Annotated in this window: 14 protein-coding genes; 6 read left to right on the forward strand and 8 right to left on the reverse strand. The window is 68.9% G+C overall.

The genetic code is table 11. The features are described 5' to 3' along the window. Window positions 1–9 precede the first annotated feature (9 nt). From lysX to H0B43_RS17605, 4 genes are read left to right on the forward strand one after another with little or no spacing between them, the layout of a single operon-like run. Complete coding sequence (gene lysX / locus H0B43_RS17590; RefSeq protein WP_185726756.1) at window positions 10–3,354, forward strand: bifunctional lysylphosphatidylglycerol synthetase/lysine--tRNA ligase LysX; 3,345 nt, start codon at window positions 10–12, stop codon at window positions 3,352–3,354. Beyond that, window positions 3,351–4,031, forward strand: coding sequence for a DUF998 domain-containing protein (locus tag H0B43_RS17595; RefSeq protein WP_185726755.1), 681 nt, complete (start codon window positions 3,351–3,353; stop codon window positions 4,029–4,031). The genes lysX and H0B43_RS17595 overlap by 4 nt, the downstream gene beginning before the upstream one ends. A gap of 14 nt (window positions 4,032–4,045) precedes the next feature. Beyond that, window positions 4,046–4,864 carry an alpha/beta fold hydrolase gene (locus tag H0B43_RS17600; RefSeq protein WP_185729921.1) on the forward strand — a complete coding sequence of 273 codons (819 nt, stop codon included), beginning with the start codon at window positions 4,046–4,048 and terminating at the stop codon, window positions 4,862–4,864. 5 nt (window positions 4,865–4,869) lie between these two features. Next, entirely contained in the window at window positions 4,870–5,469 is a 600-nt protein-coding gene (locus tag H0B43_RS17605) for a histidine phosphatase family protein (protein ID WP_185726754.1), read from the forward strand. Between the two features lie 7 nt (window positions 5,470–5,476). Here the strand turns inward: H0B43_RS17605 and H0B43_RS17610 are convergent, their stop codons facing one another. From H0B43_RS17610 to H0B43_RS17630, 5 genes are all read right to left on the reverse strand, one after another. Then, on the reverse strand, window positions 5,477–6,691 hold the full coding sequence (locus H0B43_RS17610; protein ID WP_185726753.1) for an Hsp70 family protein: 1,215 nt from the start codon (window positions 6,689–6,691) through the stop codon (window positions 5,477–5,479). A gap of 78 nt (window positions 6,692–6,769) precedes the next feature. Next, window positions 6,770–8,227, reverse strand: a complete 1,458-nt coding sequence (locus tag H0B43_RS17615; RefSeq protein WP_185726752.1) for an Hsp70 family protein — start codon at window positions 8,225–8,227, stop codon at window positions 6,770–6,772. A gap of 134 nt (window positions 8,228–8,361) precedes the next feature. Further along, on the reverse strand, window positions 8,362–9,057 hold the full coding sequence (locus H0B43_RS17620) for a dienelactone hydrolase family protein (protein ID WP_185726751.1): 696 nt from the start codon (window positions 9,055–9,057) through the stop codon (window positions 8,362–8,364). 11 nt (window positions 9,058–9,068) lie between these two features. After that, window positions 9,069–9,362, reverse strand: coding sequence for a putative quinol monooxygenase (locus tag H0B43_RS17625; RefSeq protein WP_185726750.1), 294 nt, complete (start codon window positions 9,360–9,362; stop codon window positions 9,069–9,071). 61 nt (window positions 9,363–9,423) lie between these two features. After that, on the reverse strand, window positions 9,424–9,921 hold the full coding sequence (locus tag H0B43_RS17630) for a hypothetical protein (RefSeq protein ID WP_185726749.1): 498 nt from the start codon (window positions 9,919–9,921) through the stop codon (window positions 9,424–9,426). A gap of 31 nt (window positions 9,922–9,952) precedes the next feature. Between H0B43_RS17630 and H0B43_RS17635 the strand changes: the two genes are divergently transcribed. Further along, entirely contained in the window at window positions 9,953–10,861 is a 909-nt protein-coding gene (locus H0B43_RS17635) for an SDR family NAD(P)-dependent oxidoreductase (protein ID WP_185726748.1), read from the forward strand. A 9-nt stretch (window positions 10,862–10,870) separates the two neighbouring features. Here H0B43_RS17635 and H0B43_RS17640 read toward each other — a convergent pair whose 3' ends face one another. Further along, a complete protein-coding gene (locus H0B43_RS17640; RefSeq protein WP_185726747.1) occupies window positions 10,871–11,710 on the reverse strand; it encodes an SDR family oxidoreductase in 840 nt (279 codons plus the stop codon). A gap of 141 nt (window positions 11,711–11,851) precedes the next feature. On the opposite strand from H0B43_RS17640, the gene H0B43_RS17645 reads away from it, so the two are divergent. After that, a complete protein-coding gene (locus H0B43_RS17645) occupies window positions 11,852–12,517 on the forward strand; it encodes a TetR/AcrR family transcriptional regulator (protein WP_185726746.1) in 666 nt (221 codons plus the stop codon). Window positions 12,518–12,549: 32 nt separating this feature from the next. Here H0B43_RS17645 and H0B43_RS17650 read toward each other — a convergent pair whose 3' ends face one another. Together H0B43_RS17650 and H0B43_RS17655 are read right to left on the reverse strand one after the other, a co-directional pair. Further along, entirely contained in the window at window positions 12,550–12,999 is a 450-nt protein-coding gene (locus H0B43_RS17650; protein WP_185726745.1) for a thioesterase family protein, read from the reverse strand. A 22-nt stretch (window positions 13,000–13,021) separates the two neighbouring features. Continuing rightward, entirely contained in the window at window positions 13,022–13,936 is a 915-nt protein-coding gene (locus tag H0B43_RS17655; protein WP_185729920.1) for a cutinase family protein, read from the reverse strand. Window positions 13,937–13,983 lie beyond the last annotated feature (47 nt).

The following is a 13,983-nucleotide window of genomic DNA, read 5'->3' on the forward strand; positions in this document are numbered from 1 at the left end:
AAACACTCGATGTCAGCTAGCACCGAGACACACCAGGCGTCCGAGGCGGCCGTCGCCACCGGACCACGGCCCCGCCCCGCCCTCGGATCGAAGAACGGGCGCCTTCACCAGGTTCCCCACATCGCGGGACTGACCCTGGGCGTGTTCTCGGTGCTGGTGTTCCTGTGGAGCATCTCGCCGGTGCTGCGCTACTACGTGCACGTGCCGCGAGAGTACGTCGACATGTACTACTTCGACGCTCCGGACACGAGCCTGTCCTGGGCGCTGGTGGTCGCGCTACTCGCCGCGGCGCTGGCGAGCCGCAAACGCATCGCCTGGTGGCTGTTGACGATCTACCTGACGCTGATCCTGATCACCAACGTGATCGTGAGCATCACCGACCGGAACGTGAACGCGATGGTCGCCGCCGTGGTTCAGGTGGTGCTGATCGGCATCCTCATCGCGGCCCGGCCCGAGTTCTACACCCGGGTCCGGCGCGGCGCGGGCTGGAAAGCCCTCGGCGTGCTCGTCGTCGGACTCGCCATCGGCACCCTCGTCGGGTGGGGGCTCGTCGAACTCTTCCCCGGCACTCTGCCGCAGGGCGAGCGCTTTCTGTGGGCCCTCAACCGCGTGACCGCCCTCGCCGCGGCCGACAACGAACAGTTCAGCGGACGCCCACACGGATTCGTCAACACCCTCCTCGGCCTGTTCGGCGCCCTCGCCCTGCTGGCCGCCGTCATCACCCTGTTCCGCGCCCAGCGCTCCCACAACGCCCTCACCGGCAACGACGAATCGGCGCTGCGCGGACTGCTGTTGCAGTACGGCGCCGACGACTCCCTCGGCTACTTCGCCACCCGCCGCGACAAGGCCGTCGTCTTCGCACCCAGCGGGAAGGCGGCCATCACCTACCGCGTCGAACTCGGCGTGTGCCTCGCCAGCGGTGATCCGATCGGCGACCCCGAGGCGTGGCCGCACGCGATCGAGGCGTGGCAGGCCCTCTCGTCCCAATACGGTTGGGCCACCGCCGTGATGGGGGCCAGCGAAACCGGGGCCACGGCCTACAACAAGGCCGGTCTCACCGTGCTCCAACTCGGCGACGAGGCCATCCTCCGCACCCGCGAATTCAACCTCAGCGGACGCGACATGCGGCAGGTCCGCCAGGCCGTCACCCGCGTCCGCCGCCAGGGCGTCACCGTCCGGATCCGCAGGCACCGCGACGTGCCCGCCGACGAGATGGCCGAGGCCATCCGCCTCGCGGACGCGTGGCGGGACACCGAAACCGAGCGCGGATTCTCCATGGCCCTCGGCCGGCTCGGCGACCGACTCGACGGCGACTGCCTGCTGGTCGAGGCCATCGACGAGAACGGCGAGATCGACGGCATCCTGTCGCTCGTCCCGTGGGGTCCGACGGGTGTCTCCCTCGATCTGATGCGCCGCAAGCCGACGTCCCCCAACGGGGTGGTGGAGCTGATGGTGTCCGAACTGGCCACCACCTCCGACCAATTCGGCATCACCAAGGTATCGCTGAACTTCGCGGTGTTCCGCTCGGTCTTCGAGGAGGGCTCCCGCATCGGAGCGGGACCCATCCTGCGGATCTGGCGCTCGATCCTCGTCTTCTTCTCCCGCTGGTGGCAGCTCGAGGCGCTCTACCGGTCCAACGTGAAATACCAGCCCGAGTGGGTGCCGCGCTTCCTCTGCTTCGAAGACAACCGGGAACTGCTGCGCGTCGGCTTCGCCTCGGCCGTCGCGGAAGGATTCGTGACGCTGCCGCGGTTCGGCCGCTCCGGGACCCACGACGCCATCGAGCACACCGGCCACCACGCCGCGGTTCCCGCCGCACTCGTCGCCGCCGAGGGTCTGCACTCCGACGGCAGCGCACCCGGCGAGGGCCTCGCACCGACGGCGACCGGACCGAAACGCCCCGAGCAGGTCCGCGTCCGGCTCGACAAACTCGCCGGTCTCGCCGAACAGGGCATCGATCCCTACCCGGTCGCGTTCCCACCCAGCCACACGGTGACCGAGGCCGTGGAATCCCCCGAGGGCACGACGGTCCGCATCGCCGGCCGCCTGCTCCGGATCCGCGACTACGGCGGCGTCGTGTTCGCGGTGGTCCGGGACTGGTCCGGCGACATCCAGGTCCTCGTCGACGAAGCGCGCGTGGGAACCGATCGCATCCGGGCGTTCGCCGCCGAATTCGACCTCGGCGACCTCGTCGAGGTCGCCGGCGTCATCGGCTACAGCCGCCGGGGCGCGCTGTCGCTGCTGGCCAACGAATGGCGCATGACCGGCAAATGCCTGCACCCCCTGCCGGACAAGTGGAAGGGACTGTCCGACCCGGAGACTCGCGTGCGGCAGCGGTACGTCGACCTCGCGATCAACTCCGACGCCCGGCGCCTGCTCGAGGCCCGCAGCGCCGTCGTGAAGTCGCTGCGCGATTCGCTGGGCGGCCGCGGTTTCCTCGAGGTGGAGACCCCGATCCTGCAGCAGGTCCACGGCGGCGCCAACGCCGCCCCGTTCCTCACCCACATCAACGCCTACAACCTGGACCTCTACCTGCGGATCGCTCCCGAGCTGTACCTCAAGCGGCTCTGCGTCGCCGGCATGGAGAAGGTCTTCGAGATCGGCCGCGTCTTCCGCAACGAGGGCGTCGATTTCAAGCACAATCCGGAGTTCACCATCCTCGAGGCGTACGAGGCGCACAGCGACTACGAGAAGATGATGGTGCTGTGCCGCGAACTCATCCAGACCGCGGCGGTCGCCGCATACGGACGCGAGATCATCATGCGGCCCGGCCCCGACGGCACACTGGTGGAGGTCGACATCTCCGGCGAGTGGCCCGTGAAGACGATGCATCAGGCGGTCGCCGAGAAACTCGGGGTCGACGTCTCCCCCGAGACACCGCTCGCGGAACTGCAGCGGCTGTGCGACGAACACGAGATCCCGTACCAGTCCACCTGGGACGCGGGTGCCGTCGCGCAGGAAATGTATGAGCACCTCGTCGAGGATTACACGGAATTCCCCACCTTCTACACCAACTTCCCGACGTCGATGTCACCACTGACACGTCCCCACCCCACCATTCCGGGGGTCGCCGCGAAGTGGGATCTCGTCGCGTGGGGCGTCGAACTCGGCACCGCGTACAGCGAACTCACCGACCCCGTGGATCAGCGGAACCGGCTCACCGAGCAGTCGATGCTCGCCGCCGGCGGTGACGAAGAGGCGATGGAACTCGACGAGGATTTCCTGCAGGCCCTCGAACACGCCATGCCCCCGACCGGTGGGCTCGGTATGGGCGTCGACCGGGTCGTCATGCTCATCACCGGCGGCAGCATCCGCGAAACCCTCGCCTTCCCCCTGGCCAAGCCGAGGCAATGATCGCCCGCGGCCGGGTGGCCGTCGCGGCGCTCTTGATCCTCGGTGCGGTCGGGTACGCGTCGTGGCTGCTCGAGTTCGTCCTCGACACCGGCATCGATCCATTGCGCGGATTCGCGAGCGAACTCGCCGCCGCGGATCAGCCGTACGGATTCTGGTTCCGCACCAGCGACCTGGTGACCGGGTGCATCGTTGCCGTCGCCGGGGTGCTGGGACTGTCGCGGTACTCGCGCAGCTGGGTGACGTCGGTCGGGTGGATCGCACTGATCGTGTTCGCGCTCGCGACGATCGCGGATTCTCGTCTGCCGATGAGTTGCGCCGCCACCACCGACGTCGTGTGCGCCACCCGCGAGAACGCCGGGGACCTGCCGCTCACCCATGACCTGCACGCCGTCACCAGCGCGTCCGCGTCGACGGGAGCGGTGGTGTCGACGCTTGCGTTCCTACTGGCCGCGTTCCGCTACGGCTGGCCCATCTGGTTGAAACTGACCGGGGTAGTCGTTGCGTTCGTGTTCATCGGCGGCACGGTCTGGACGCTGACGGCCGCTGGATTGCGCGGGCAGCAGGACGCTTGGCTCGGGCTCGGGCAGCGTGTCCAGCTCGCCGCCTTTTCCGGGTGGCTGATCTTCGTGGCGCTCACCGTGATTCACGTCACCCCGGAAAGTGATGGTTCCACGTGAAACGTCCTGGGGAAATGGCCGCGGGAGTGCACGTGGTGGTCGACGGCGACGGACCACCCGTCGTCCTCTGCGGCGGCCTCGGCGGCAACTGGTTCGACTGGAACGAGGTGGTCGATCTACTGTCCGGGACCAACCTCGTCGTGCGGATCGACCGGCCCGGGTACGGACTCAGCCCACCGTCCGGCGAGCGGCCGTCCGCCCGCGGCGAGGCCGTGAGAATCGCCGGCGTCCTCGATGCCCTGCACGTGAGCGCCCCGGCCGTGCTGGTCGGACACTCCCTCGGCGGCATCTACGCCGAGGCCTTCGCCCGGCTGTACCCGGCGCGCACCGCCGCAGTGATCCTCCTCGACGCCACCGTCACGACCCGGCCGCACCGCGTGATTCCGACCCGGTGGCGCGTCGGCACGGGTCGCCGGGTGGCCCGATTCGCGAGCCGGGTGGGCCTGCAACGGCTTCTCGGACCCACGGTGCGCCGGATCCTGAACCATTCGACACCCCCGTACGGGATCGCGCCGGACACCCGGCGCTGGATCGAACGGATCTACCGCGAACCCGCATACCTCGAATCCTCGATCGTCGAGAACGCGTCGTATCCGGCGCTGGCCCAGGAACTGGCCGCGCTCCGCGAGACCACGACTCTGACGGCACCCGTCGTCGTCGCGGCCGCGCACACCGGACGCGCCACGCCGTGGGGCTCGGCGTGGATCCGTACGCAGCGACAGTTCGCGGAGTTCCTGGGCGCTGCGTTCCGGGTGGTGTCCCCCGCCCACCACCACGCGATGATCGATCAGCCCGGCCAGATCGCGGCCCTCGCACGGGAGCTGGCAAGCTGATCGATGTGCAACTGCTACTGATCCGCCACGCGCTGCCCGAACTCGTCACCGCGTCCGACGGGCGCGCGGACCCGGCACTGACGGAAGAAGGTCATGCCCAGGCCAAGCGCCTGCCCGCGGCGCTGGCCCCGTACCGCATCGCCCGGATCGTCAGCAGCCCGCAACGACGCGCGCTCGAGACGGCCGCGCCGGTCGCGGAGGCACTCAACCTTCCCGTCACCGAATACGTCGGGCTCGCGGAGTACGACTACGACCTCGACCACTACATCCCGTTCCACGAGGCGGAGGCCCGGGCGCCGGAGGCGTTCGCCCGCATCCGCGCCGGCGAGTTCCCGAAGTCCGTCGACGCCGACGCCTTCCGGGCCCGCGTGTTCGAGTCCCTCGGCCGCGTCGTCGACGAATCCGGCCACGAGGACACCGTCGCGGTGTTCGCGCACGGCGGCGTCATCAACGTCTTCCTCCAGGACGTGCTCGGCCTCGACCGGCCTCTCGTGTTCCCGATTGAGTACGTGTCCGTCACCCGTGTGCTCGTCTCCCGCAACGGTGAACGACGGGTGGCGTCGGTCAACGAGACCGGTCACGTCCGGGACATGCTGCGCCGATGAGCGGTCGCTAGAGGCCGGGAATCCGCGGCAACGGGGGCAGCGGCGGAGGCGGCGGGAGTGTCGGCAGCTGGATCTGCGGCAGCCCCGGAATGAGGGGGCGCGGCGCGGGGGCAGGCACGGGAGCGGGTTCCGGCGCGCTCACCTCCTGCTGGGACGCGTCCGGGACCGACACCGCTGCCGACGGCTGCAGCGTCGCCGCCGACGGCCGCGCGGGCGACGGCGACACCTCGACATTGCTCGGCTGCGTGGCGACGGGGCGTGCGTCGCCGTCGGAACCCTGCATAAGACTGCCGCCGACCCCGAGGCCGAGACCGATCACGGCGACGACGGCCAACGCACCGCCGGCCAGCGCACCACCCCGGAGCACGGGCCGGGCGAATTTCACGGAAGTTCCCGAGTGCTCCTGCGCCAGCAGCGCGGCGCCCTCGGCGGCCACCAGTTCGGGTTGCGCGGGCACGATCACCGGTAGCGCGAGCCACGATTCCATCAGCGAGGCGACCAGCGGGATGTGTGCGCCGCCCCCGATCAACACCACCACGTCGGGACTGTGCCCGGACGACGCGATCACCTCGCGGGCCAGGCGGGCGGAGGCCTCGACGGGGCGCACGATGAGCGATTCGAGAACGTCCTGCGACAGCAGGAGCAGACCGCCGTCACCTGGGACGCAGACCGCGGTGTTGGTGGACAATTCCTCCTTGGCGCGGCGACACCGGGCAGCGAGCGCCGACTCCCCGGCCTCGTCGGCAGGCGCCGCGATGCGTTTGCCCTGCAGTTGATGGTCGCGGATCAAGCGGTCGACGAGGTCGCCGCCGATCTCGTCCGTCCGGGACGACCCGAACACCGTTCCGCTTTCCCGGTCGACCACGGTGACCGTGAGGCCGGAACTGCCGAGGTCGTACAGCAGGAGGGTCGAATGGTCGCCGAGTTCGCCGGAGGCCTCGAGCATCCGGAGCGCGGCCGTCACCTCGGGAACCAGCCGGCAGTCCGCGATCGCGGCCTCCACGGCAGCGGCCTGAGCCTGATCCCGGTACGCGACACCGATGGTCTGCACGTCGTCGGCGGCGTTCTCGGCAATCACCGTGTCGACGGAATCGGCGACCACATCCTCCGGCCGCTCGTGCGCGGGATCCACGGGAAATGTTCGGACGGCGGCCCCCCGGTCGTCCGGATACGCCACCCGCACCGCGCTGGCGCCTACCGATACACCGAGGACTGAAACCATGGGCCCAACTATAACGGTTTGATCACGAACGGCGCGTTGGACCCTCGCCGTTTCCGTCGGCGTTATACAAGCGCGGCGTCAGAGCCCTGGTATCCGGGGTAGCTCCGGCATGGGGAGCGGCGCGGGCGGAGGAATCGTCGGCAGCTGAATCTGCGGCAGACCCGGTATGAGTGGGGCGGGTTCCGGTGTCGTCGTCGGAGCCGACGTATCGGACGGAACAGCATCCTGCGTCCCGGGCACGACCGGCGCGCGAGCCGGACTCTGCGTCTGCGCCTGCATCTGTGATTGATACGTGCCGCGCACCTCGGTCTGCGGCGGGATCACCGGCTGCTCCTCGACCGCGGAGGGGACGAGATCCGCGGCCGGGGGCACGTCCGCAGCGGTCGTCGGCTTGGCGGGCGCTGCGCGCTGCACGCTCGGCGCCTGCGTGGCCTGCTGCGTCGCGGCCGGCTGCGCCTCCTCGTCCGAACCCTGCAGGAGGTCGGTGCCGACACCGATTCCGAGACCGATCGCGGCGACCACGGCCACCGCACCGCCGGCGAGGACGAAGCCGCGGCGCCGCCGGGCCGGGGGTGCCGCGTCCGACGGCGAGTCCGCCCAGGATTCGACATCCGGCTGGGGCAACGGCTCAGCATCGAACTCTTCGTCGGGCAGCAGCGGCGCCGCGCCGACGAACTCCCCGGCCATCGGACGGGCCAGCAGGGCAGCGCCCTCGGCCGCCACCAGCTCGGGCTGCGCGGGCACGATCACCGGAAGGTCGAGCCAGGACTCCATCACCGACGTGACCAACGGAATATGCGCGCCGCCACCGATCAGTACGGCGGCGTCGGGGACGCGGCCCGAGCGGCGAATGACCTCGCGGGTCAGGCGCGCGGACGTTTCGACGGGACTGGCGATGAGTGAATCGAAACCGTCCTGAGACAGGAGGAGAAGCCCGCCCTCACCCGGCATGCACACCGCGCCGTGGGTGGACAGCTGCTCCTTCGCGTCGCGGCACCGCGCGGCGAGCGCGAGGGCGGCCGCCGCGTCGGCGGGGTGAGCGAAGCGCTGCAATTCGAGTTGGTTGTCACAGATCAGTCGATCGACGAGGTCTCCGCTGATCTGATCCGACCGCGCCGAGCTCAGCACCATGCCGGTGTCCCGGTCGACCACGGTGACGGTGAGGCCCGAACTGCCGAGGTCGTAGAACACGAGCGTCGCGTGGTCGCCGAGCTCGCCGGACATCTCGAGCATCTGGAGCGCGGCCGTCACCTCGGGGACCAACTGGAAGTTGCCGATCTGCAGCCGGGCCATCGCGGCCTGCACGGCACCGGCCTGCGCCTCGTCTTGGTACGCGACACCGATGGCCTGCACCTCGTCGACCTCGTCGCGCTCGGCGAGCACCGTCCCGATCGATTCGGCGGCCAGCTCCTCCGGCCGTTCGAGTGTTGCGGTCACCGACCGCGATTCGAAGATCGGCGTGTCGAGGCTCACGGCGTCGTGGCGCGCGAAGCGCACCGCGCTGGCGCCTACCGATACACCGAGAACTGAAGTCATGAGCAGACTATAACGGTTCGGTCACAGGTCGCGCTCGTGAAACAGACCGCACGGCACGTCAGACGCTTGTCACTCGTTCTCCCCTGACGCACATCGGGTTCCCGCCCGAACCGTTCGCGCCGATCAGGCCTCCGTCAGGAGGATCCCGCAGTGGCGTCGAAATGTGCGTCACACCACTGCAGGGTTCGCGCCCATCCGTCCCGCGCGGCCGCCTCGTTGTACACCGCGGGCCGGTCGTCGCAGTGGAAGCCGTGCTCGGCCGCGGGATAGCGGACGATCTCGGTGTCCACGCGGGCGCCGGCGACTGCACCGCGGAGTTCCTCGACGTCCTCCGGCGGAATTCCCTTGTCACGGTCGCCGAACAGGCCGAGCCACGGTGTCGCGAGCCGGCCTGCGACATCGAGTTGCGACGGGTAGCCGAAGCGTCCCTTCGCGATGCCGCCGCCGTAGAAACTCACCGCCGCGCCGAGGTCGAGCCGCGTCGCCGTGTGGAACGCAACGGTCCCGCCCATGCAGAACCCGACGACCGCGGTGTTCCGCGGGGCGATCGAGGCCGCCGACAGAGCCGCGACGGCCCCGTCGACGTCCTCGTCGATATCCGCGGCGGTGAGCGCACCCATCAGCGGCATCGCCGCCTGCAGGTCGTCGTAGTCCAGCACCGGATCTCCGCTGCGGTGGAACAGGTGCGGCGCGACGGCGTGATATCCGGCCGCGGCGAAACGACGGCAGACGTCGACGATGTGCTCGGTGACGCCGAACGCCTCCTGGATGACGACGACGCCCCCGCGGACGGGACCTTCAGGTGCGATGCTGGTGAGTGGTGTGGTCACGAACGTCGACTCTAGGAAACCGACTTCAGCGTGTGGATCGCCGGTGCCCCGGCGAGGTGCTCACCGAACGTGCCGAGCGCGGCCTGGAAGTGCGGCGACTTCATGTGTGCGTCGAGCGCGTCCTGACCGGTCCACACCTCCACGGTAACGAAGGTTCCCGCGACGGCGGTGGATTCGAACACCTCGTACGAGATGCAGCCCTCTTCGTTTCGGCTCTCCGCCCCCAACGCGGCCAGTCCGTCGCGGACGGTGTCCTCGGAGCCAGGCTTGGCAGGAATGGTCGCTACGACATGCAGATCGGACATCGACTCCCTTTCGTGAACGCCACCTCGTGTGGCCCGTCTCACGTAAGCACAGTTGGGTCGGCTAGGAAACCCGAAGTCGCGTCAAATAATCGGCGACTCTCGGTTCGTCCCAGCCGTGCGCCTCCCGCAGACCGTCCGCGATGGTCGCGAGATAGGCGGGTGCGGGCGCGTTCCGGGCGACGACGTCACCGCGGGCCCGGGTGGTGAACGTGCACATGAGGACCCCGTCGCGGGATCCGAGCGTGACGAGACGGTCGTAGCAGGCGGGTTCCTGCGCGTGGATGTCCTCGAACTGGTCCTGGGTCACCAGGAACGCGCGGGCGGCGACGGTGCCGGGCGCGTCGGGATCGTAGAAGGCGCGGCCGCCACCCCAGATCCGCGACTCTCCCGCGAAGAACACGGAGCCCGGGATCTCCACCGGCATCGACTCACGGGGAGCGCTGCCGTCGCGGGCACCGGCGTGCACGAGGTTGCCCCCGGCAGGGCGACCGCCGCGCAGGTAGCAGGTCAGACGCGTCGTCGCCATGTTCGATCCATAACTGACGTACCAGATCAACACACGATCGACCGTACTCGGACAAGATGGTCACATGAGTCTTCTCGGCGAAGTCAAAGGCTGGCGCAGCGGTTCCCGGAAGCATCACCGCCTGCGGGATCTCGACGGCACACTCGTCGTCGTCACCGGCGGGGGCAGCGGGATCGGCCGCGAGACGGCCCTGGCGTTCGCCTCGGAAGGTGCCGTCGTGGTGATCGCCGACCGCGACCTCGAATCGGCGCAGCAGACCGCGGACCTCATCAACTCAGCGCAGATGAAGGGCGGCGGCGCCGTCGCCATCTTCGGTGGCGGCTCCCACGCCTACCAGGTGGACGTCTCGGTGGAAGACGAGGTGCAGCGCTTCGCGAAGAAGGTGCAGTCCGAGCACGGCACCCCCGACATCGTGATCAACAACGCCGGGATCGGATACTCGGGGACGTTCACGAAGACCCCGCAGAGGGACTTCGAGCGGGTGATGGACGTCAACTTCTGGGGTGTCGTCTACGGGTCCCGGGCGTTCTCGCAGCAGATGATCGACCGCGGAACCGGCGGCCACATCGTCAACCTGTCGTCCGCTGCCGCATTCACACCGCAGAAGCAACTCACCGCATATGCGACGAGCAAAGCCGCCGTGTTCATGCTGTCGGACTGTCTCCGAGCGGAACTGGTGAATCACGGCATCGGCGTCAGCGCCATCTGTCCCGGGCTGGTCCACACCAACATCGTCCAGGCCACCGACTTCGCCGGAACCACACCGGAGGAGCAGGCGAAGAAGCGGAACCGGGCCGACAAGCTCTACCGCAGAAGAGGTTTCACCCCGGATCGGGTGGCGACGCAGATCGTGAAGGCGGTCAGATCCAACAAGGCCGTCGTTCCCGTCACGCCCGAGGCGAAGGTCGGGCGCGCACTGAGCCGCCTCGCCCCGGGCAGCATGCGGCTCGGCGCCCGCTTCGACCTCGGCTGATCCGGAGCGTCAGGGAGTGGGGGCCTGCACCCGGCCGGTGTAGGCGTCCATGCTGTGGTAGACGCCGAGCCGGTCGGCGAGACGGTCCCAGGCGCGCACCGGCAGGACGGCTTTCGCGACCCGCGACACGTACAGCGACCGCGGCAGCATCAGCAGCGACTTACCCTGCTGCATCGCCCGCCACGACCGGGCCGTGACCTCTTCCGGGCTCAGGATCGGAGCGAACAGCGGATTCTTCACGCCGTCGAACATGCCGGTGGAAATGTAGCTCGGACACACCGTGGTGACCTTGACGTGCCCGTGACCGGCCTGGACCAGTTCGAGTCGCAGCGAATCACTCCACCCCAGGACAGCCCACTTCGACGCCGCGTACACGGCCATTCTCGGCGTCGCCACCGTCCCGGCGGCCGAGGCGATGTTCAAGATGCGGCACTCCCGGCCGCGGTCCTCGATCATCGCGGGCAGGAACTCGTTGGTCACGTACATCGGCGCGAGCGTGTTGACGTCCATCACGAATTTCGTGTCGGACTCGTGGTCGTGTTCCCAGAAGTACTTGCCGCGCACCACACCCGCGTTGTTGATCAGCACGTCGGGGCGACCGAACACGCCGCGCACCTCGGCGGCCGCCGCGCGGACGGAGTCGAGGTCGGCGACGTCGACCACCTGCGCGCTGACGGTGCACCCCGTGTCGCGCAGTTCCTGCGCCGTGCGATCGAGGGCGTCGGCGTCGATGTCCCACAACACCACCGCCAGCGCCTGGTCGGCGCCGGCGAGCCGGGCGAACAGACGTCCCATCCCCATCGCCGCTCCGGTGATCAGGACTGTCTTGCCCGCAACCGAGAATCCCACGTCATGCTCTCCTTCGGTCGGCGCCGGCCGGGTCGGCAGGCTCGTCGTCCCGGCGAGCGAGAGTGTGTGGTACATCGCTGTACCGCATACTGCCGACGTCATACGGAAACGTCGCGACAGGGAAGACTACGATTCGTTTCGATGACGAACCCCCAGCAAGACGCCGGTGACGGGCGCGCTGCCCGTTGGCGCGGGCAACGCGAGAAGCGGCGCTCGGAGTTCGTCGAACGGGCTCTCATCGCCATCGCCGACGAAGGTCCCGACGTGTCGGTCGCGACGATGGCCGTCTACGCCCAGGTCGCGCGCACCCGCATCTACCGCCACTTCGACGACAGCACCGACCTCAGGAACGCCGTCGCCCGGCGGATCGCCGCGATGATGCTGATCGAATACGCCCCGGTGATCACCACCGACGGCACGCCGCACACGATCCTCACCCGAGCCGCGCGCACCCATCTCGACTGGCTCACCGAACACGCCAACCTGTACCGCTACCTGATGTCGTTCTCGCCGGCCACCGAGGAGGTGCGGCGGGCCATCAGCACCGCGGTCGCCGACATGCTCCACCCGTATCTGGACGCGCTCGGCTCCCCCGCCACGGCGACACCCCTGGCCACCGCGCTGATCGGGATGGTCGAGTCGGTGTCCGCCGAGTGGATCGAACGACCGGGCGGCACCGACGCCGGAGTGCTGACCGAACAGCTGGCCGCGTGGGCATGGGCACTGGTCGACACCACCCTGCGCAGCCGCGGCGCCGTCCTCGACCCCGACAGTCCCCTACCTGCCCCCGACGACCTCCGCAGGTGAGTGGGAATGCGTGCCGGAATACGCTTTCCCACTCACGCGCGGGACCAGCGGGTCAGATACTCGCGCTCGGCGGCGGTGATCCGGCGGAGCCGCTGCGCCTCGACGTCCGCGACGGCCATCTGAGTGGTCGCGGTGACCGCGGGCGGGTCGGTCAGCGCGGCCCGCGCACTCCGGACCTCGTAGCCGATGGTGAAGTCGACGGCGCGATGCTTGGCGATCCACATGGTGACCCGTAGGGGGCTGTCGGAATGCCGCAACTGCGCCCGGTACTTCACATGGATGTCGGCGATGAATGCGCTCGTGATGAGCGTCGAATTCTCGCTGCCCTCACTGAGCAACCAGTCGATCCGGGCCTCTTCGAGCAGCGTCACCATCCGCGCGTGGTTGATGTGCTGGAAGGCATCCATGTCGGACCACCGGACGGTCACGAAGGCGTCGTAGCCGACGAAGGCGGCAGGGGTGTCGGTCACGATGGACATCATCCCCTGCCGCCGTCGGTGGAACTCACGCGATGTCGCGCAACCAGTTCCTCAGCCAGGTCGTGGCGGGCGTGCCCGATCCGTCGACCGCGTAGCTGGTGTAATCCTGGTGAGCCTGCGACTTGTAGAACTGCTCGAGTTCGTCGATGCGCTTCTCGTTCGACTGCTCGTCCAGCTGAGCCATCAGTGTGGGCACACCGCCGACCGCGAGGAGATCGTTCCAGATCGCGAGGGCTTCTTCCTGGTAGCGGCCGAACAGGGACGGCGTCGGATCCGACGTCTGCGCGAGGAAACCGGCGAACCGTGTCACGAAGTCGTCCTTGGGGGTCGAGCAGTACAGGTCGCCGTACGCGCAGAACGTGCGCGTGTTCTGGCTGACCCAGCCGAACCCACCGATGCGGGGACCACCGGCGCCGCTGCCGGCGACGGGCGGTCCGACGAGGGCGTCGGTCGGCGAGCGCCGCGGATCGGAGACGAGTCCGACGGCGGCGATCTTGTCGGCGGGGACGACACCGAGTCCGGTGCCGATCTCCGCGGCGAGATCACCCGCGGCGTCGGCGCCCTGGCTGTAGCCGATGATCGAGAGCTTCGTGTCGGGGCACTGCTGCGCCATCGACGACAGCATGCCCTTCGCGTTGGTGACCGCCTGTGCCTTCGAGCGCCCGTACACGTCGGACTCCCACGGGAACGCGGTGGCCGCGTACGTGACGTAGTCGGTGCGGATCGACGACGGCAGACCGTTCGTCACCGCGGACAGCAGACCCGGAGTGGGCCTGACATTCTCCTTGGTGGACGTTTCCCACGTTCCCGGAATCGCTACCACGTACAGGCTCGGGCATGGCGCTGCGTTCGCTACTGCGCTCGTGCCCACAACTCCCGACACCACCGGGATGGCCGCCGCAGCAGCCACTGCGGTCAAGAATGCGATAACCCGTCTCATTGCCATGGCCTCAACCCTGTTCTCCCCTTCGCCGTTCTGCAGACGGG

Origin of the sequence: Rhodococcus sp. 4CII (genome assembly GCF_014256275.1) — a bacterium.
GTDB classification, from domain to species: Bacteria; Actinomycetota; Actinomycetes; order Mycobacteriales; family Mycobacteriaceae; genus Rhodococcus_F; species Rhodococcus_F wratislaviensis_A.

Bases quoted from the DNA above. Each gene is read 5' to 3' on its own strand.
- H0B43_RS17635 (WP_185726748.1), top strand. From the start codon at position 9,953: ATGAGTCTTCTCGGCGAAGTCAAAGGCTGGCGCAGCGGTTCCCGGAAG.
- H0B43_RS17610 (WP_185726753.1), bottom strand. From the start codon at position 6,691: ATGGTTTCAGTCCTCGGTGTATCGGTAGGCGCCAGCGCGGTGCGGGTG.
- H0B43_RS17595 (WP_185726755.1), top strand. From the start codon at position 3,351: ATGATCGCCCGCGGCCGGGTGGCCGTCGCGGCGCTCTTGATCCTCGGT.
- lysX (WP_185726756.1), top strand. From the start codon at position 10: ATGTCAGCTAGCACCGAGACACACCAGGCGTCCGAGGCGGCCGTCGCC.
- H0B43_RS17645 (WP_185726746.1), top strand. From the start codon at position 11,852: ATGACGAACCCCCAGCAAGACGCCGGTGACGGGCGCGCTGCCCGTTGG.
- H0B43_RS17650 (WP_185726745.1), bottom strand. From the start codon at position 12,999: ATGATGTCCATCGTGACCGACACCCCTGCCGCCTTCGTCGGCTACGAC.
- H0B43_RS17655 (WP_185729920.1), bottom strand. From the start codon at position 13,936: ATGAGACGGGTTATCGCATTCTTGACCGCAGTGGCTGCTGCGGCGGCC.
- H0B43_RS17615 (WP_185726752.1), bottom strand. From the start codon at position 8,227: ATGACTTCAGTTCTCGGTGTATCGGTAGGCGCCAGCGCGGTGCGCTTC.
- H0B43_RS17600 (WP_185729921.1), top strand. From the start codon at position 4,046: ATGGCCGCGGGAGTGCACGTGGTGGTCGACGGCGACGGACCACCCGTC.
- H0B43_RS17625 (WP_185726750.1), bottom strand. From the start codon at position 9,362: ATGTCCGATCTGCATGTCGTAGCGACCATTCCTGCCAAGCCTGGCTCC.